The 19,180-nt window shown below is 37.9% G+C and carries 15 protein-coding genes; 4 read left to right on the forward strand and 11 right to left on the reverse strand.

Annotation, left to right across the window (positions count from 1 at the left end):
* Positions 1-6: 6 nt before the first annotated feature.
* The 8 genes from FHR29_RS03385 to FHR29_RS03420 form a co-directional block, all read right to left on the reverse strand.
* Positions 7-1,173: a mandelate racemase/muconate lactonizing enzyme family protein gene (locus tag FHR29_RS03385; RefSeq protein ID WP_183912325.1), complete on the reverse strand. Its 1,167-nt coding sequence runs from the start codon at positions 1,171-1,173 to the stop codon at positions 7-9.
* A 182-nt stretch (positions 1,174-1,355) separates the two neighbouring features.
* Complete coding sequence (locus tag FHR29_RS03390; protein ID WP_183912327.1) at positions 1,356-2,243, reverse strand: sugar phosphate isomerase/epimerase; 888 nt, start codon at positions 2,241-2,243, stop codon at positions 1,356-1,358.
* A gap of 47 nt (positions 2,244-2,290) precedes the next feature.
* Entirely contained in the window at positions 2,291-3,130 is an 840-nt protein-coding gene (locus FHR29_RS03395; protein ID WP_221197793.1) for a ThuA domain-containing protein, read from the reverse strand.
* Between the two features lie 319 nt (positions 3,131-3,449).
* Positions 3,450-4,730 carry a sugar MFS transporter gene (locus FHR29_RS03400; protein ID WP_183912331.1) on the reverse strand — a complete coding sequence of 427 codons (1,281 nt, stop codon included), beginning with the start codon at positions 4,728-4,730 and terminating at the stop codon, positions 3,450-3,452.
* 18 nt (positions 4,731-4,748) lie between these two features.
* Complete coding sequence (locus FHR29_RS03405; protein WP_183912333.1) at positions 4,749-6,902, reverse strand: FN3 associated domain-containing protein; 2,154 nt, start codon at positions 6,900-6,902, stop codon at positions 4,749-4,751.
* A 7-nt stretch (positions 6,903-6,909) separates the two neighbouring features.
* Positions 6,910-7,935 (reverse strand): 6-bladed beta-propeller, encoded by a 1,026-nt coding sequence (locus FHR29_RS03410; protein WP_183912335.1) that lies wholly within the window; start codon positions 7,933-7,935, stop codon positions 6,910-6,912.
* 11 nt (positions 7,936-7,946) lie between these two features.
* A complete protein-coding gene (locus FHR29_RS03415) occupies positions 7,947-9,398 on the reverse strand; it encodes a DUF1501 domain-containing protein (RefSeq protein WP_183912337.1) in 1,452 nt (483 codons plus the stop codon).
* A 3-nt stretch (positions 9,399-9,401) separates the two neighbouring features.
* Positions 9,402-11,723, reverse strand: coding sequence for a PSD1 and planctomycete cytochrome C domain-containing protein (locus FHR29_RS03420; protein ID WP_183912339.1), 2,322 nt, complete (start codon positions 11,721-11,723; stop codon positions 9,402-9,404).
* A 465-nt stretch (positions 11,724-12,188) separates the two neighbouring features.
* Here FHR29_RS03420 and FHR29_RS03425 point away from each other — a divergent pair, with 465 nt between their 5' ends.
* From FHR29_RS03425 to FHR29_RS03440, 4 genes are all read left to right on the forward strand, one after another.
* Positions 12,189-13,352, forward strand: a complete 1,164-nt coding sequence (locus FHR29_RS03425) for a Gfo/Idh/MocA family protein (RefSeq protein ID WP_183912341.1) — start codon at positions 12,189-12,191, stop codon at positions 13,350-13,352.
* Positions 13,353-13,355: 3 nt separating this feature from the next.
* Positions 13,356-14,411: a sugar phosphate isomerase/epimerase gene (locus FHR29_RS03430; protein WP_183912344.1), complete on the forward strand. Its 1,056-nt coding sequence runs from the start codon at positions 13,356-13,358 to the stop codon at positions 14,409-14,411.
* A 176-nt stretch (positions 14,412-14,587) separates the two neighbouring features.
* Positions 14,588-15,610, forward strand: coding sequence for an AraC family transcriptional regulator (locus FHR29_RS03435; RefSeq protein WP_183912346.1), 1,023 nt, complete (start codon positions 14,588-14,590; stop codon positions 15,608-15,610).
* A 253-nt stretch (positions 15,611-15,863) separates the two neighbouring features.
* On the forward strand, positions 15,864-16,769 hold the full coding sequence (locus FHR29_RS03440; protein ID WP_183912348.1) for an AraC family transcriptional regulator: 906 nt from the start codon (positions 15,864-15,866) through the stop codon (positions 16,767-16,769).
* A gap of 48 nt (positions 16,770-16,817) precedes the next feature.
* On the opposite strand, the gene FHR29_RS03445 is transcribed toward FHR29_RS03440, so the two are convergent.
* The 3 genes from FHR29_RS03445 to FHR29_RS03455 all read right to left on the reverse strand — a co-directional run bounded on the left by FHR29_RS03445 (position 16,818) and on the right by FHR29_RS03455 (position 19,100).
* The gene (locus FHR29_RS03445; protein ID WP_183912350.1) at positions 16,818-17,162 is read right to left on the reverse strand and encodes a hypothetical protein; all 345 of its coding nucleotides are present in this window, start codon (positions 17,160-17,162) and stop codon (positions 16,818-16,820) included.
* Complete coding sequence (locus FHR29_RS03450; protein WP_183912352.1) at positions 17,146-17,793, reverse strand: SatD family protein; 648 nt, start codon at positions 17,791-17,793, stop codon at positions 17,146-17,148. Before FHR29_RS03450 ends, FHR29_RS03445 begins: the two co-directional genes overlap by 17 nt.
* Before the next feature lie 113 nt (positions 17,794-17,906).
* Complete coding sequence (locus tag FHR29_RS03455) at positions 17,907-19,100, reverse strand: TlpA disulfide reductase family protein (RefSeq protein ID WP_183912354.1); 1,194 nt, start codon at positions 19,098-19,100, stop codon at positions 17,907-17,909.
* Positions 19,101-19,180 lie beyond the last annotated feature (80 nt).

Genomic DNA, 19,180 nt, shown 5'->3' on the forward strand with positions numbered 1-19,180 from the left:
TGTTAGTTAGATTTTCTGTTTAAACTCATGAATAAAATTCCAGTTGGGTGTTAGTCCCAGCCCTGGTGCTACTGGTGCCGCGATGACGCCATCAGTAACTGTAATCTGCTCTTGGACCAGATCATACATCATAGGATTGCCTCCAAGTGAAAACTCAATGATTGTTGCCGCTTGGGACGCAAATGCGACATGGAGCCCTGCCATAAATGAGAAAGCAGAACCCCAACAGTGCGGAGCAAGTTCTAATTGATGAACACTTGCTAGGTGTCCTACGCGCATGGTTTCGGAAATACCGCCAATAATCGCTGCATCGGGCTGTAAAACATCTAGCGCTCTGACTTCAAGTAAATCGCGGATGTCAAAGCTTGTAAATTCACTTTCTCCTGCAGCTATGGGAATTGCAGTGGAAGCGCGGACTTCTGCTGTACCGTGTCTATTGTCGGGATTAATGGGTTCTTCAAACCAGTACAAATTACAATCTTCTACTCCTCGACAAAACTGTTTTGCTTCAGGTACACTAAAGGTACCGTGTGCATCTGTCATGAGCTTAATGTGAGGACCGAGTGCTTTTCTTGCGGCTTTGACACGGTCAATACTGTTTTGAACAGTTTGATCCATAATACCGACACGCATTTTTACGGCATTAAATCCTTTAGCGACATAACTATTGAGCTGCTCGCCTATGTGATCAACGGGAGCCCAGCCACCACTGGCATACGCAGGCATTTGTTCGCGACAGGCTCCGCCAAGTAGGTCCATAACAGGTACTCCCAACGCTTTACCTTTTAAATCCCACAGAGCGGTGTCGATACCGCTCATTGCGGCTATAGTCAATCCTCTTCGACCAAGGATGGGGAATCTTCGACCTCTCGTGAGTGCATAATGATCGCGTGTGCCGTTGTACATCTCCTCCCAAAGACGGTTTATATTTTTTGCATTTTTACCAATTAAAATGGGTTTTAATTCATTTTCAATGCAGCTTACTATTGATGCGCATACTCCAGATGATCCGACAGCTGCTTTTGCCTCTCCGAAACCTTGAAGACCATCTTCAGTGGTAATGACTACGAGCGTCATGTCGAAATTGGTTAGCAGACCGTAATCTGAAAAATGCTGTTTTTCTTTTGGTATAGGACATCGAAGCCAGAATGCTTCTACGTTTGTTATCTTCATTGTTACTATTTCTAATAGGGTAAATAATGCTATTTACCGAAATTTAATATTGATTGCTCCTTAGTCTGTGATATCAAGTTCGATGAGTTATTCAATTGCATTGTTGCTGTTGTTGCGAAAAACTCATTTTATATCTTTGACTCCTGTTCGGATGTTGTAGCCTAAAACATTTTTCATGACAGCTACTTAATAAGTTTGGACAAAGTTTCGAATGATTTCTGAGTGAGCATTGTATAAAACTCTTCTGAAACTGACGCACTGCCATGGTCTTCAAGAAATTTCTTTTGTTCCGGAGAGAGGTTTTCGGGATGCTCATCAATAGAATTGGGGTAAGGGTTTGCAGGAGTGCGGTCCAAAGGTGAACAAAATTCTACAGACAGCACTTCGTTATAACCAATCTGATCGAGTGTTTCAAGTATTTTACTCCAATTCAGCGTGCCCATTCCTGGGGCCATCCTATTGTTGTCGGCAACATGGAATCCAACGAGTTTTCCTTTGGCTCTTTTGATCGCTTCATAGAGATCATCTTCTTCGATGTTCATATGAAACGTATCTAGACATACACCGCAGTCTGGACCTACGGCTGCAGCAAGTGCTAGCGCTTGATCACCCCTGTTAACGAAATAAGTTTCAAATCTATTGATTGGTTCAATACCGATCAATATGCCTGATGACTGTGTGTATTGATATACGTCTTGTAGCGAGTCAACGGCCCATTGCCATTCTTCTTCGGGTCTGCCATCGGGTATGATTTTACCCACCGTACCGGGCACCACAGAGATCATGTGACCATCGAGTTCCTTAACCATGCGCGCCACATCTTTGACATATTGTATGGATTTGGAGCGCTGAGCTTCATCTTTAGCCAGTAAATTTCGATCTCCTAACATCAATGTGACAGAGCCCCAGCAGGATAATCCATATTGTTTTAAAAGTCTTCTGACCTCTTTCGTGTCATAATGTTCTGGACTGCCAGCAATTTCAATTTTAGTATAGCCTAAACTGGAGGCTCTGCGAATTGTTGTTTCTATTGTTTCGGATCGCATCCAGTTATGTATTGATAATTCCATAGGGTATATAATGTTTCGGATAAAATATATCGTGTGTATTGATGCTCTTATTGTCTGTACGGAACATTGATATTTATTTTTCCTGCCCATTTTTTTGGCACAGGTTTTCCTAACGTCCAATGTATGGCATTAATCAGTAACCGCTGAAAACTTGCTACATTAAAATCATCGGGATGACCGAGTGTCGTGGTGAAAACTTTTCCTCCGGCGGCGGTTTGCCAGGTCCAAGCCACAGGGTTTTCAACTGCTTTTTTATCTGGATCTACAGCTTTCCCCATTAATAACCAAGTTGATCCTTTTGAAGGATAATCGGGTACTACATGATACAACCAGGAGCGTACATGAAAGTTTGGATCTACTCCTGTTAAGATCGGATTTTTACTTTGTGTGGGAATAATGGATACATCGGTACTGGAATTATGACCGTAATGGGTATGACCACCTTTTCCCCATCCCGGAGGACCTCCTAAAGCGAATTCACCAAAAGCATTCCATTTCTCTAAGGGATGTCCACTGGGATAATTAAAAGCATGTGTGCTGGTTCTGAAGCCAATAACCGGCTTTCCGGATTTTAAATAATCGTCGATATGTTTAACTTGATCGGCAGGTAATCGTCTCCAACGAAGGTAGAAAATAGCTAGATCGGCATCTTTTAGTGCTTCTAGTCCCGGGATATTTTCTTCTGAATTATAGTCAGGACTTGCTTTTAGTACCAAAGTTCGCATGCCATAGTTTTTCTCAAGTTCGGCAGCTAGCATAGGCAGGGTTTCTTCGCCACTGTATTCGTGGTCGCCCGTTACAAATACAACTAGAGGTTTTTTGACTGTTTTCTTTTTGCTTTGACCAGCCGATGGAGATACATTTGATAGCAATATGCCTATTGTCATTAAACATATAATGCTTTTTAGATGCTTCATTATGGTTTTATAATTAGGTTTAATTGTATAAACGAGGAACAAATAGTGCTGTAGAAACCAGTTTGTTATGCCGTTCGGTTTAACTCAAATATATATAAAAAATAAACGTAAAACAAGATGAAACGACCGGAAATGTTGTCATTAAATACGGTCATGTATGGTCAACTATGAATTGGTTTTTTAAGTATATGACGTTTTATATGAAACGATGATCAGCTATATTTTAGCTTTAAATTGATAAAATATAAGGGCTATTGATAGCTATAGTCTTTGCGTTTTATTCAACTTTTTAATTCACTACACTGCCTATAGGCACCACTTCTTTCTTTTTTTTCATGTAAAGGTATAATCCTCCAAAAGCAAAGATCAATAAGATAGGAAGGATTAACGTGATCTGTAATACTTCGGGGCCAGCTAGGTTTTTAGCTGTTGTGTATGCCAAAGCTTCTGCCGTTCCTTCTGTTGCTGAACTATACAGATCGAGATTGGAGCCAATGGGTAGATGCTTGATGATTAATCCGTCATAATAACTGCCCATGATCATCGTATAGATGGAAACGGCAAACATGCCAGCTCCACCGATAAGATTTAAACCCAAAGCTCCAGATTGTGGAATATTTTCAGCAACAAAACCAATCATCGTTGGCCAGAAGTAACAAACACCGATACCAAAAATAATTGCTGCAAAGAAAACAGCGTTACCTGTAAAGCTACCAAGCATATATAAACCTGCTGCGGCAAAGATTGCTGAAAAAAGGAGTACACCTTGAGGGGCAAGTTTTTGAACAATTGGTTTTGCAAAAGCTCGGCCTATTACCATAATTCCGGTGGTGATGGTAAGTAATAAAATGGCGTTGTCGGTTACATTTTTAAGCAGTAAACTAATCCATTGACCGGTAAATAGTTCTGTAATAGCGGTCATAAACATACATAGAAATAGGAATAGAAATAAAGGAGAGCCTACTGCTTTGTACATGTCTGTAGTGGAATATCCTGAGGATACCCGTTCTGTAACCGGGAAATCCAGCTTTGAAAAAATATAGCCATAAATGACCGTTGGAATTAACATCATCCCAACTTGAAACTGCCATCCGATACCTAGATAGACAAATAGCGTGACCAATAAAGTACCTATCACAACACCTCCAGGAAACCAGAGATGGAAATAGTTGAGCCTAGTTGTTTTTTCTTGCGGATATAAGGCGGCCACTAATGGATTACAAGCGGCTTCAACCGTACCATTTGCAATGCCAATTAATAGGGTGGAGAAAAATAAAGTCCAATACCCTTGTGCAAAGATGGTCAATACAATACCTGTCAAATGGAAAAGGAAAGCCATCACCAAAAGGCGTTTCATGCCGATGATGTCAACCACAAAACCACCGATCACGATGGCAAGTGGAAATCCCCAAAAAGCTGTAGCTGTGATGGTTCCCAACTGTGTGGCATTTAATTGAAAATCAATGCCGAGTTGATCCATCATACCCGCACGGATACCGAAAGAAAGCGAAGTGACTAAAAGAGCGAGACAACTTGCCCAAAATAGTTTAGATGTTTGAATTTGATGCATATAGTTAGGTTAAATTGATTAGTTTAAAAGTATTTCATCCATAAATATCCAAGCTGGTTGTCCTTTTCCGGCGTGCCATTCTGGTAGTTTTTTGAAGTTTTTACCTACAATTTTGATGCAGGAGATTGGTTGCGATTTAAATTTTACTTCCATCTTGATAAATGCATCTGCTTCATCTTTTTGTGGCATTGGATTTTTTACACGTTGCAATAAGCGCATGTTTTTTTCGTTAGTACCACCCCATACTTCAAGTTCCTGTGGGGGAAGGATATGTGTCGGGATTTTTTTCATCATGTTGATCGATATAGATTTTAGGGGTAGCTGTTCTTTGAAAAATAGCATTAGTGCCATGTTTTCATTGTAACCGATCCATTTGCCATTCTGGATGTCAAAGCTGCCGAGTTGTAAATCTGTCAACGTCTTCGGTCCGTCACCTTTATATTTTTCACTTGGCGCTACTATAAATGCAATACTGTCGGGACTGTAGCGACTTTGATAAAAGTTAAAAGTCAAGACATCACTACCGTACCATCCGGTTTTATATGCTTTAGTTTTTAATGTAATGGACTCTTTAATTTCAATTTCTTTGTCGTAAAGAGGTGACTTTAAACTATCGGGTTCGGTTCCATCGGTTGTATACCTGATCTCTACACCGTTGATGGGGTGTTTAATCTGTAATGGTATTCTATTTTTGAAAATAGAAACGGTTGTACTTAAATGTGGCTGGTTTAGCTTTATGGGACTCTTTCCGTCGTCTTTAAAGCCTGTAATAATGCGAATTCCTTTTGCTAATTGTTTCAATTGGCCAATTTCATTTTCCTTTATATCAGTTCGCCATAATGATAGCTCTTTTAGGTTTTTCATAGCAACAAGTTGCTTCACGGTATTGAAATTTACTGCTGTACCAGATAGTGATAGGGTATTTAACTGTTTTAATGGAAGTAAATGCTTCAGTCCGTCGCCTTTAATAGCTGTGAAGTTGAGATTCAGTTTGCGTAAATTTTCAAATGAGCTAATCGTTTTTAAGTCTTCGTCTTGGACAGGTAATCCGTTTAAGTTGAGAAACACGATCTGTTTTTTTATTTCTGTCAATTCTTTTAGTGCTTCTGGTTTGTAAATGGTTTTGTTATAAATATTAACTGATAGAGCAGGGGAGCCTTTATCTAAGATGGAAATAACCCGATAATCATTATTAAGTTTTTTGACCGTTGCCTCTGATGCCGCATCAAAATCATATTGTTGAGCTATTGAAGTTGATGGAGCTAAAGTTGTAGAAGCCAGAATACGTAAAGAATCTTGCTGTGGTAAATCGATTACTTTTTTATCCAATTGCGCATTTCCTTTTATCCAGAGTGTAAGTATTGCTATTTCTGTGACAGTAAGCTCGGGCTTTCCTTTTGGGGGCATCCGTTTTTCATCTTCAATTGGAAGATGCAGGCGTTGCAATAATAGACTGATTTGGGGATTGCCGGGCACAAATAGTTTTCCGTTTTTTCCACCTCTTAACATAGATGACGCATCGGTAAGGTTTAAACTTCCTTTTGCCTTTTCCATATTATGGCAACTGGCGCATTTGGCTGTAAAAATAGGTAAAACCACATCTTGATAGATCAGCGCTTGCTCTAATGAAACTTTCTCTGGAGCAGGTGTGACAGGAGCTAGTACGAAATTTTCGCCATGGGTCAATATGGCACCATAATGACCAGTGAGAAGGAGTGAAATAATGGTGAGCATGGCAAACGTTTTTGAAAGTGGAGAATTGTACCATGATTTTTCCCGTATCCAATAAATGAAAGAAGATATAAAGACAAGACTTACTCCGGTCCATTTATGCCACTGTAAAGTACTTCCGCTGTAACCATCTTCTTTTGATAGTAATAAACCCATAATAACAGTTACAGTTGCCAAGAAAATACCGCCCAATAGTAGTCCCGATGTAAATTTGTGATAGATAGTTAAAGTAGCATATGATTTATTGAAACGAAAAATTTCAAGTATCATAACTAATAGCAATAGCACGATTGGAAAATGTAGTAACATGGGATGCAATCTTCCAAATGATTGGAGCCATAGTGGTACCGAGATCTGCTTTCCAAATATTAATAAAAAGATAATAAAAATATTTAGCGCAAACAATGCATGTTCTGTAAATCCTTTGAAGGTAATTTTCATATAAAAATTAGACTCGTGTAAATTTATATGGATATACTTTTCCTGATGCCCATTGTGCTACGTAGATATTTTCGTCGTCATCGATGCAAACATCATGTGGGTTATGTAATATTTGTAATTCTTGGGCCATGGGCTGTAAGGTGCCATTGCTATATACTGGGACGGTACCTCCAATATTGGATATTACCTTATTGTTTTTGTCTAGAATCGTGACGAAACCACTGTCTGCTTTATTGAGATCAGGAGATCTTAAAACAGCAGCATAAAGGTTTTCATTTTTAATGACTGCGCGACAGATACATGCTCCTGGCAATGTGATGACTTCTAGGAGATTGCCGTTCATATCAAAACGTTTAAAGCAGTTGCGTGTGCGGTCAGTAACCAGTAAGGTCGGATTTCCACTTCTTTTATCTACGCAAACCCCATGAGCATTGTCTAAATGTTTTACTTCTTTTCCTCTTCCTCCAAAGTAGCCCTGTAGCTTCCCGTCAGCATTATAATGAAAGACATACTGCAAGCCATAACCATCGGCAATATAGAAATCGCCATTGTCAGCAACTGCGACTTCAGTCGGCACAAACTCTTCCTTTTTTTTATATAACCCAGTTTCCATAGGATAATCGATGGTTTTTAATATGTTGCCATCTAAAGTTGTTTTAAAAACCTGATGTTTATCAGTGTCAGTAATAAATAACGATTCTTGTTTGCCTTCATTGGCGATGGTCAATCCATGTGCGCCTGGAAAATCATGCCCCCAGGAGCTCAATAATTTACCCGATTTGTTATAAATTAATATATTGTTTTTAGTTTCATTGGTTAATAGTATAATACGCCCTTTTTTATCTTGGACCATTTCATGGCAGTCATTTACGGGGTTTTTGAGCGGATTTAATTGTCCCCATTTGTTATCAAGGGTGTAACGCATGTGATGATGTCCGTATATTGGACCCTTTGGTTTAGCCATCAGGTCTTTCATAATGAAAAAACTTGCAGATAAAGTTGCTGTATTTTTGATAAATGATCTTCTTTCCATAAAAAATAAGGTTATACTAATATGTCATTGATTACTTTTCCTGCTACATCGGTTAATCTGTACCGTCTACCGAGGTGTTTATAGGTGAGTTTTTCATGGTTTAATCCAAGTTGATGCAGGATTGTGGCATGAAAGTCATGCACATGGACAGGGTCTTTGATGATGTTGTACCCTAATTCATCAGATTCACCGTATACAATTCCTGGTTTAACTCCTCCACCTGCCATCCAGATACTGAAACAGCGGGGATGGTGATCACGGCCATAATTATCTTTGGTCATCGCGCCTTGACTATAATTGGTACGTCCAAATTCTCCTCCCCAGATGACGAGTGTTTCATCCAATAAACCTCTCTGTTTGAGATCTGTAATTAACGCCGCCGATGCTTGGTCTACATCTTTTGCCTGACCTGCCATTTCTGAGGGGAGGTTACCATGTTGATCCCATCCTTGATGATAAAGTTGAACAAAACGAACTCCGTTTTCACTAAGTTTTCTGGCAAGTAGGCAATTGGCCGCAAAAGTACCGGGATTAAGGCAGTCTGCGCCATACAGTTTGATGATATCATCGGGTTCTTTAGAAAGATCGGTGACTTCTGGAACCGCGGTCTGCATCCGGTAGGCCATTTCATATTGCTGTACTTTGGCATTGATCTCTGGATCACCAAATTCCTGATAGGAGAGATCATTCATTTCGGCTAATTGATCAAGCATTTTTCTGCGTTCGAAGCGATTTAAGCCATCAGGGTCTTTTAGATAAAGCACAGGATCTTCACCACTGCTGAACTGTACGCCCTGATGGGTCGAGTCTAGAAAACCGTTGCTCCATAATTTGGAGTAAACACCCTGACCATTACCCTTTCCCCTTGATAATAATACGGTGTACGCCGGGAGGTTTTTATTTTCACTTCCCAGACCATAACTAAGCCAAGCACCCATACTGGGCCTGTTTCCTTGCTGTGCACCACTTTGAAAAAATGTCAGTGCGGGATCATGATTGATCGCTTCTGTGAACATAGATTTAATGATGCAAATATCATCAACGACTTTTGCTGTATGTGGGAATAAATCGCTGATCCATGCACGCGATTCCCCATATTGCTTGAAATCATAATAAGAACCTACTAAAGGGAATGACGCCTGATTGGCAGTCATGCCTGTAAGCCTTTGTGCTCCCCGTATGGATTCAGGCAGCTCTTGCCCCATCATTTCTCTGAGTTTGGGTTTATAATCGAAAGATTCGAGTTGTGATGGAGCCCCATTCTGAAAGAGATAAATTACACGCTTTGCTTTAGGAGCAAAATCTGGAATACCCGAGGGAAGTCCTGCTTGCTCAAAGCCTCCTTCAAATAGATCGGGAATGAGCAAAGACCCTAATGCTACACTGCCTAAGCCTAAACTTAGCTTTGAAAGGAATCGACGTCTATTGAAATTAAGACCATGTTCTAAAATATTTTTGTCCATAATTTAGGATTTTGTAATGGTTTCTTCTAAATTGTATATAATGGTAATTACGCCCATTAACGCCGCAAGTTGTGTCTTATTGACTTTCTGATCTATAGGAAACTCTCCGACGGCCAAGACTTTATCAGCATTTGCTTTTTGTTTGAATGCATTTAACTGGTCGGCATAATAAGTTGTTAATCGTTTTATTTCTTGTTCCTTGGGTTTACGGCAGACTATGCGACGAAATGCGGTTATTATTTTGGTCTCCGGAGTTCCTTTGTCTTGTAGTAAGCGAGCGGCCAGTACGCGAGAAGCTTCAAGTACGGTTGGATCATTCAACATCGCAAGTGCTTGAAGAGGAGTGTTGGTATTCAGTCGCTTAACTTCACATTGATCTCTATTACTGGCATCGAAAATGGCCATCACTGGAGGTGGTACCGTTCTTTTTATGAATGTATATAAACCTCTTCTGTATAAACTCGCCTGGTGGTCTTGTCGGTATGAGGCCAATAATCCACGACCTGATGTGGCCGCTTCCCATAGCCCTGCCGGCTGATAGGGTTTGACACTTGGACCACCGATGGTTGGAACCAACAATCCGCTACTGGATAAGACGACATCACGGACATGTTCTGCCGGAATACGGTAACGGGGAGCACGAGCAAGAAAAATGTTGTCGGGGTCAACGTTGAATTTGTCAGGATCTATCACCGCAGATTGTCTATATGTTGCTGAGAGGACGATCTGTTTGACTAGTCGCTTGATGTCCCAGCCATGATTCATAAAATCAACTGCTAGCCAATCTAATAATTCTGGATGTGAAGGTAATTCTCCCTGCATCCCAAAATCGCCTGATGTTTTGACCAGACCTCTTCCAAAATATTCCTGCCATACCTGATTAACAAATACACGGGAGGTCAATGGATTTTGTTTATCAAATAACCATTGTGTTAAACCAAGTCTGTTTTTAGGGTATTTTTCACTAAATCCCAATACTGACTTAGGGGTGCTTGCCTGTACGACTTCTCCGTGGGCATCATACACACCTCTGTTGAGTACGTAGGTTTTACGGAGGGTGTCTTGATCACCCATCACAGATACGATCAACTTATTGGTATCTTGTTTGTTGACAAACTTTAGGATGTCTTGGACATCAGCATTACTGATTTCCATGAATGGTTTTTTAGCGAATGTCTCCGGCCCACCAACCGTTGATTCGAGTCCCACTTCTTTGACATTATTGAAGAAAGCGGTCATTTGAAAATATTCTTTTTGTGAGAAGGGATCATATTTATGATCATGACACTGTGCACACTCTAAGGTGATTCCTAAGATTGCTTTTCCAAGTGTATTTGTTCGATCTTTTACATACTCTACACGGTATTCTTCATCGATTACACCACCTTCTTCTGTTATTTTATGGTTTCGGTTAAAAGCTGTTGCTAAAAGCTGTTCTTTAGAGGATTGAGGCATCAGGTCGCCCGCGAGTTGCCAGCTGATAAATTTATTATAAGGAGTATTGTTGTTAAAAGCGTGAATAACCCAGTCTCTCCATGGCCACTGGCTACGGTAATTGTCGTCTTGGTAACCGTGCGAATCTGCATATCTGGAAACATCCATCCAGTGTAAAGCCATCCGTTCTCCATAAGCAGGGCTTGCCAGTAGGGTTTCTATTACCTTTTCGTAGGCATTGGGACTGTTGTCTGCCATAAATTTATCCATCATCTGCAGTGATGGAGGTAGCCCCGTAATATCCAAACTAACTCTTCTAAGTAATCGTTCTTTGTCGGCTTCGGGATTTGGTGCTATTTTTTTATGTTCCAGTTTATCAAGTACAAAATAATCGATTTCATTTTTTACCCATGTTGTGTTTTTTACTTTGGGAACCGCAGGCTTTTTGGGTGCTGTGAAGGCCCAATGTTTTTCATATTTAGCACCTTGTTTGATCCACTTCTCAATAATAGCGATTTCTGTTGCGGTTAAAGTGAGGTTTGTAGCTATGGGTGGCATTATATAAGATGTGTCTTTTGATGAGATTCTCAAAAATACTTCAGAATTTTTTGGTTCAAATGGTACAATACCGTGCGCTGCGGCATTACTCTTTAATGCTTTATAGGCTTCTTCAGGTATATCGAGGCGTAAATCTGCATCGCGTTTATTTGCATCGGGACCATGACAGGCAAAGCATTTATCGGAAAGAATAGGTCTGACATGAAAATTATAGCTGATACTGTCAGGTATAGGTTCTTCACTCATCTGATTTGATGACGGTCTATGGCATGCCTGTATCATATATATACAAGCGAAGATCACGAGCATAGAATAAATAGGTCTTCGATACATATTTACGAGTTGTTAGTACTTGCGTGTGATACGCAATTGGTTTGCTTGTTTATAATTGGTGACTTTTATAAATCACTGGTTTAATCAAATTTAATCAGATGAAACTGGAGAATCTGACTCAATATTACCCCAAACTAATGTTATATGAACATTCTTGTGAGATCGTGTTGCAATAATGCGTTCAAACTTATTTAAAGCCCATCTTTAGGTTTGTAACTTATTTGTTGAAATTTATTTAGGTTAATATTTGCCTGTTTTCTATTAATATAATGAATTAATTACATGCTGTTTAGCGGTATCTTTATTTTTATTAGTTTGTTTAATCAATCAAAACCATCATTTACTTTGTAGAGGCTGTGAAAAATTGTCTTTCAGAAATGAAAATAAACCTGGGGTAAAATAGTATCTGTTGAAAATTAAAAGTAGAAATAGTATCAATACATCAAAAAATATTAAACCAATAAAATGAATAGAAAACTACGAATGGGAATGGTCGGTGGAGGCAAGGATGCTTTCATCGGTGCAATACATCGAATTGCGGCTCATATGGACGGATTAGTAGAGGTCGTTTGCGGAGCTTTAAGTATTAATCCTGAAATAGCTAAGGAGAGCGGAAAAGCGTTATTTCTTCCTGAAAACCGAACTTATCTCAATTTTGAAGAAATGATTGAGAAGGAGCGGCAATTACCTGCTGATGAACGTATGGATTTTGTGACAATCGTGACACCTAATTTTGCGCATTTCGCCCCTGCTATGTTGGCATTGGATAATGGCTTCCATGTCGTTATTGAAAAACCGATAACTTTTAGTCTAGACGAAGCTCTACAGTTGAAAAAGAAGGTAGAAGAAACAGGCTTGCTTCTGATGTTGACACATACTTATTCTGGATACCCTATGGTAAAGCAGGCTAAGCAGATGGTTGAAGATAATGCTTTTGGTAAAATCCGTAAAATATATGTGGAATATCCGCAAGGATGGCTAAGTACACTCACCGAACGTGAAGGTAATGCAGGTGCCGCTTGGCGAACTGACCCGACAAAATCAGGGAAAAGTGGAGCTATGGGTGATATCGGTACCCATGCAGCACATTTAGCGGAGTATATTTCTGGTTTGAAAATATCACATCTTTGTGCAGATCTGAATACGATGGTAGAGGGACGAAGATTGGAAGATGATGGAAATGTTTTGTTGAAATTTGACAATGGTGCCGCTGGTGTACTTATGGCTTCTCAGGTCGCTGCAGGTGAAGAAAATGCATTAAAGATTCGTATATATGGTGAAAAAGGCGGAATTGAATGGGCTCAGATGGAGCCCAACACTTTACTTGTAAAATGGCATACAGAACCCACCCAAACGTATCGGGCAGGAACAAATGGTTTTCTTTCTGATATTGCGAAGTTTAATTGCAGAACACCTGCCGGACATCCAGAGGGGTATCTCGAGGCGTTTGCAAATTTGTATCGTAGTTTCTCTTTAACTTTATCGGCGCGATTGGATGGTGAGAGTTCTTCTGATTTATGGGATTTTCCTTCGGTCGATGATGGCATCAGAGGAATGGCTTTTATTGATACCGTTATTAAAAGTGGTGATAGTAATGAAAAATGGACTGTTTTTGAAATAAATAATTAAAAAATGCAAACACTTAAAGGACCTGGTATATTTTTAGCCCAATTTTTGGGAGAAAATCCTCCATTTGATAATTTAGAATCCATTTGTCAGTGGGCGCAAAAGATTGGATTTAGAGGCGTGCAGATACCAACTTGGGCAACTTCTTATTTTGACTTACAACTTGCAGCTGAAAGTAAGGATTATGCACAAGAGATAAAAGGTATTGTCAATAGCTATGGACTCGAAGTAACAGAGTTGAGTACACATCTCCAAGGACAATTGGTTGCAGTACATCCGGTATATGATGATCAGTTTGATGGTTTTGCTCCGGAAAAGTATCATAAAAATCCTAAGGCAAGAACAGAATGGGCAGTAGAGCAGGTGAAATATGCCGCTAAGGCTTCTCAGCATATGGGTTTAGATGCCGTTGCGACCTTCAGTGGTGCTTTGTTATGGCATACAGTTTATCCCTGGCCTCAGCGTCCTACGGGATTAGTTGAAACCGGTTTTAATGAATTGGCAAAGCGTTGGCTTCCAATCTTAAATGTTTACGAGGATCACGGGATTGATCTTTGTTATGAAATCCATCCTGGAGAAGATTTACATGATGGTGTAAGTTATGAGCGTTTTCTTGAAAAGGTAAGTAACCATGCGAGGGCCTGTTTATTGTATGATCCTTCACACTTTGTTTTACAAGCAATGGATTACCTGTCTTATATCGATCATTATCATGAGCGTATTAAGATGTTTCATGTCAAAGATGCTGAGTTTAATCCTACAGGTAAGCAGGGTGTATACGGCGGATATTCCAACTGGATAGATCGTGCAGGTCGTTTTCGTTCGCTTGGTGATGGACAGGTGGATTTTAAATCGATATTCAGTAAACTAGCAGCTTATGATTACAAAGGATGGGCTGTGATGGAGTGGGAATGTGCACTTAAACATCCTGAGGATGGTGCAATAGAAGGTGCTAAATTTATTGCCGATCACATTATTCACGTAACGGATAAAGCTTTTGACGATTTTGCTTCAACAGGGAGTGATGAAGCATACAATAGAAAATTGATTGGATTGGATTAGTATATTTTCTTATATAAATGTTTAATAAGGGGTGTCTATTATTTTTAATAGACACCCCTTAATTTATATTCCTTTAATTGTTTTTTAAGTGACGATGTGTAAAATTATCGTCGCATTTTTGGAATGATGGTCAAATGATCATTAAATTAGAAGATCGACGCCAATTGAATTAATTTATGAGAAAAAAGCAAGTAAAGAATTTTTATGATTACTATCAGCCTGATCGTTGTGAACCTTTAATTCATGCTTCGAAGAACGGGGTTGTGCAGATGAAAGGTCTTAGTCGATATGATTATCCAGGACTGGAATTACCAGATGCTATTTTGCCGGGAATTTATAGTATGGGTTATTGGGATGCTAAAACTGATCAGAACTGGGGATTGGACTGGCATAGGAATGAAGGAATAGAATTTTCGTTTATGGAGTCTGGTAGTTTATATTTTTCTACTGAAAATGAAACTGTTCATCTTCACCCCGGTAGCTTAACAATAACTAAACCGTGGCAATTGCATAAGGTCGGTAATCCGATCGTAACGATAGGTAAACAATACTGGATTATTATTGATGTTGGTGTGAGACAGCCTCATCAAGAATGGAAGTGGCCTGACTGGATCATTCTTTCAAAAGAAGATTTAGAATATCTGACAAAAATCTTACGTGAGAATGATGTTAGGGTTTGGCAATCGGATAAGAAAATACAAGAATGTTTTATTGAGATAGGGAAGTGCCTGGATCATGCGGAAATAGAAATTCCGCAGTCTAGGCTTAATATCTTAATCAACAGCTTACTGCTGGAAATATTAAGTCTTTTTAAAAAGGGTGATATTGAGTTTGACCAATCGTTAACACATAATCTAAGAACTGTTGAAATCTTTTTAAACCATTTGCGTACCGATTTTGAAAAATCATGGACACTTGAAGATATGGCAGAACACTGTGGACTTGGAAAAACGAGTCTTTCTAAATATTGTAAGCATTTAACAAATATGACTCCTGTCAATTATTTAATTAATATCAGATTGGAAACTGCGGCAAAAATGCTGATTGATCAGGAGGAAGAACACGTAACCAACCTTGGTTATTCTTGTGGTTTTACTAGTTCTCAATATTTTGCTACAGCCTTTAAAAAAAGATATAAATGCAGCCCGAGCGAATACCGCAGCAGATTTAGAAATGGATATGTGGGAAAGACTGCTTAAATTCTGATTTCTTTTTGTGAAAGCGAAATGGTGGTTTTGAAGAATGGAAATATGTTCATTATTCAACAACGGTATATATTAAACATGTTGCATGTTTTTTAGTGCTATTTTTAGCATTGTCAATACATTTTTTTTATTCTTTAGTTTAGTGACGTGATAAGTCGATAGAAATTATAAAGAGGAATAATGTGCAACATGTGATTGTAAATAGGGAATTTAATCACCAACTAAACCACCAATAAGATCAATTAATATGAAAGTACTTCCATTTACTTTGCTTATACCTGATGGTAAGAGTATGCTATCGGAAAGAGTTGAATTGCCACATTTCTATCAGCATATGCATCATCATAATGAATACGAAATTATTTGGGTAGAACAAGGTGAAGGAACTTTACTGGTTGGAAATAATATGCATAGTTTTCGTTCAGGAGATATTTTTCTAATTGGAGCAAATGTCCCTCATGTATTTAAATCCAATCCGGAATATTTCACAATGAAAGATCGGTTAAAAGTGAAAGCATGTTCATTATATTTTAACCTTTCGGGTATATTATCGGGTTTATTCCAATTGCCAGAGATGCATGTGTTACGTTCTTTCTTAAATCAGAATAAACAAGGCTTTCAGATACCGGGCAGGTATACGGTCGAAATTGCAAATCTAATGCTACAACTTCACAATGCTAGCGGTGTGGATGTGCTGTTACAGTTACTAAGCTTATTGAACCAATTGAAAGAAATGTCACCTCATTTGTTACCATTAAGTACCGATGTGTATTCGTCTGATCTTAATGCGAATGAAGGAGTTCGGTTTGATGCTATTATCAATTATATCATGCAAAATTTTAATAGTCAGATTACTTTAGAGGATGTTGCAAATGAGGCACATATGACACCTCAGGCTTTCTGCCGTTATTTTAAAAAACATACCGGAAATACTTTTGTTACCTTTCTTAATGAAATCAGAATTAATGATGCCTGCAAAAGCTTACTGACAGGGAAACATAAGGACCGTATATCTGGCGTTGCATATCAAGTGGGATTTAATAGCTTGACAAATTTTAACCGGGCTTTCAAAAGTGTGGTTGGGCAATCACCAAAAGCTTATATAAATGCCTATCATCATGTTAGCAAAGTAAGTTCTCTGGCGACTGTGTGATTTTTTTCTTTTTCTATTTAGATTTGGATGGCAGTGCAATGATCCATTTTACTTAAATAGTGTATAATAGAATATGCTTAGGGCTACGGAAATTAAATTTCCGATCAAATAATAGTCATTATAAGCCGCTTCTTTTTTGATGTTTTCAGGAGTGTCTTCTTTATCCGCGCGTTTAAGCCTCGTTCCTAATTTTAAAGCACCAAAGAGCGTGAGTACATGTGGAAAACCTTGACATAAACTATAAGTCATAAATAGACGTTCCAAAATACCTTTTACTGTTGATTTAGGGTCAAACTTTTTGTTATTGACCGATTTAGGTGTGAAAAGCCAAAATAATAAACTAAGTATGACTTCTGAAAAAAGGATAATTATTGTTTTATAAACGAAGGGCATGGGGTAGTTTACTTATGGATTTTAAAATTGTTTTAGTTGCTTCATAAGATGAAATATTTAAAGTTTTCTCACGTTTCCAAATCTGAGATCTTGTTTTATTTATTTTTTCTGCAACAATCTTATAATCTTTAAATTTAATAAATGCAGAGATTAAATCATAATCTTTCTCGGGATTCCATTTGTCAATGATATTTTCGAAGATGAGAAATGTATTGTTTAGAAGAGAGTCTAGATTAATATCTTCAATCTGTATGTAAAATCTTTGAGAATTGGACTTCATACTGTTGAGTTTGTAACGTGCATCGCGTAATCCTTCACCTAACATTTCATAGGCGATTCTCTTATTAATGTTGGTTTCAATATCACCGTAAATAAGCACATAGCGCAATTGAAAATCAAATCCTTGTATGATAATTTGTTCTTCTAGCGCTATAATGATGTTTAATGCTGTTTCTAAATCCTTTGTTAGACCTTGAAATTCATCGCCTAGGGTGATGGTAAGCGGAGATAATAGACTGTTTTCATAATCATGATTGATTTTACTTACTGTTTCTTTAAAGTTTTGCATCAGCAATGCTTGATTTTTTTGACCGCTTCTAATCACATCGCTCATCAATATAAAGTGTTTCATGCTAAATGATTTTTATTGCTTTATGTCAAATATAGTGAAACAAAGTGTTTTATTTCATTAAAAATGAAATTATAAAAAAGAAAAGATGGAAGCATTTTTTTAATAGCTCTTAACTATGACTGATCAGTATTTTGAAATATTGATGAGTTTTCTTTAAGAATATTTTCTAATATTGTAGTTAGATGCTCTATTTTGATATTACCATTTACAATCCGATTGGTTCTCATATCGACTAGAATATAACGAGGGTACGACACTATGCCGGCTTCAACTTGGAAAGCCGGGTATTGCTTTGAATCTAACCAATAATTGATAAAGTTAAAATTGTGGTTTTGTAAATATAATCTCCAATCCTGCATTTTACTGTCCATCGATATGCTTATAAACTTTAATTGACTTTGATCTGCATATGCTTTTGATATTCTTGAGAATTCGGGATGTTGCTGTCTACAAGGGCCACATGCAGTGTGCCAAAAATCAATAACTAGATAGTTTGAATTACCACTAACTTCTTTTAGACTTTTAACCTTATTATTTTGCGATGTTAATGTGATTAAAGGAAATAAAGCGTTTTTCTTATCACTATAGGTTAAAACCATGTTGTCATAGGCATTATAGAGTAAGGTTGCTTTTTTACTTCCAATAGTTGCAGTATCGATGCGTAAAACCGTGTTTAAAATTTGTTCTCGATTTTTGTATACATGCCCCGAATTTACATAGTAAAACGAGGGGTTAGCTATCATAGATAATAACATCTCATAGGATACCAATGATTGAGGATAATTATTCAAAATAACTAAATATTGCGCTAGTTTGTTACGATCCCATTCTTCTTGACGGCTATTATCAGTTTGTAATAGCGGATCGCCAAATTCCCTATTTATTGCTACGATTTTTTGCATCTCCTCATTTAAAATCGAATTTTTAACATATATAATTTTTGTGTCATTATCGATACTGCAGTTTATATTTTTACGATCAATAATTACGGAGATTAAATCTCTATTGGGATTAATGTCCCCATTGCTAAAAGCGATATTTAATGCATTAAAATCTTTATAAATCGAATCAGAAACGATAAAAGTTTCTGAACCCGAAATATCTTTCGTTATTTCTTTTTTTAGTTTAAAGCTAAAACGCTTATTGACAATTTGCTGCTGATCTAATTTGCTACCTTCATATAACCGATAAATATATTTCGGAATAGGATTTTTTCCATAAATATTGCCATAAATGGTCACTTCTTGTGCTTGCGCAGTTAACTGACAAAAAATAATAAACAAGATAATTTTAACTATTCGTATCATATATTAATAGAATTTTAGATTGGTTTATAATGATATATTTCTTATCTCTAAATGAATATAAAGATTAAATTTCACTCTAT

The organism is Sphingobacterium sp. JUb56 (assembly GCF_014191365.1).
In the GTDB taxonomy this organism is placed as follows: Bacteria; Bacteroidota; Bacteroidia; order Sphingobacteriales; family Sphingobacteriaceae; genus Sphingobacterium; species Sphingobacterium anhuiense.

What these genes read in the sequence shown, in the direction of transcription:
- FHR29_RS03395 (WP_221197793.1), bottom strand. Translation starts at nt 3,130, where the DNA reads ATGACAATAGGCATATTGCTATCAAATGTATCTCCATCGGCTGGTCAA.
- FHR29_RS03410 (WP_183912335.1), bottom strand. Translation starts at nt 7,935, where the DNA reads ATGGAAAGAAGATCATTTATCAAAAATACAGCAACTTTATCTGCAAGT.
- FHR29_RS03390 (WP_183912327.1), bottom strand. Translation starts at nt 2,243, where the DNA reads ATGGAATTATCAATACATAACTGGATGCGATCCGAAACAATAGAAACA.
- FHR29_RS03445 (WP_183912350.1), bottom strand. Translation starts at nt 17,162, where the DNA reads ATGCCCTTCGTTTATAAAACAATAATTATCCTTTTTTCAGAAGTCATA.
- FHR29_RS03425 (WP_183912341.1), top strand. Translation starts at nt 12,189, where the DNA reads ATGAATAGAAAACTACGAATGGGAATGGTCGGTGGAGGCAAGGATGCT.
- FHR29_RS03385 (WP_183912325.1), bottom strand. Translation starts at nt 1,173, where the DNA reads ATGAAGATAACAAACGTAGAAGCATTCTGGCTTCGATGTCCTATACCA.
- FHR29_RS03455 (WP_183912354.1), bottom strand. Translation starts at nt 19,100, where the DNA reads ATGATACGAATAGTTAAAATTATCTTGTTTATTATTTTTTGTCAGTTA.
- FHR29_RS03430 (WP_183912344.1), top strand. Translation starts at nt 13,356, where the DNA reads ATGCAAACACTTAAAGGACCTGGTATATTTTTAGCCCAATTTTTGGGA.
- FHR29_RS03435 (WP_183912346.1), top strand. Translation starts at nt 14,588, where the DNA reads ATGAGAAAAAAGCAAGTAAAGAATTTTTATGATTACTATCAGCCTGAT.
- FHR29_RS03450 (WP_183912352.1), bottom strand. Translation starts at nt 17,793, where the DNA reads ATGAAACACTTTATATTGATGAGCGATGTGATTAGAAGCGGTCAAAAA.
- FHR29_RS03420 (WP_183912339.1), bottom strand. Translation starts at nt 11,723, where the DNA reads ATGTATCGAAGACCTATTTATTCTATGCTCGTGATCTTCGCTTGTATA.
- FHR29_RS03440 (WP_183912348.1), top strand. Translation starts at nt 15,864, where the DNA reads ATGAAAGTACTTCCATTTACTTTGCTTATACCTGATGGTAAGAGTATG.
- FHR29_RS03405 (WP_183912333.1), bottom strand. Translation starts at nt 6,902, where the DNA reads ATGAAAATTACCTTCAAAGGATTTACAGAACATGCATTGTTTGCGCTA.
- FHR29_RS03400 (WP_183912331.1), bottom strand. Translation starts at nt 4,730, where the DNA reads ATGCATCAAATTCAAACATCTAAACTATTTTGGGCAAGTTGTCTCGCT.
- FHR29_RS03415 (WP_183912337.1), bottom strand. Translation starts at nt 9,398, where the DNA reads ATGGACAAAAATATTTTAGAACATGGTCTTAATTTCAATAGACGTCGA.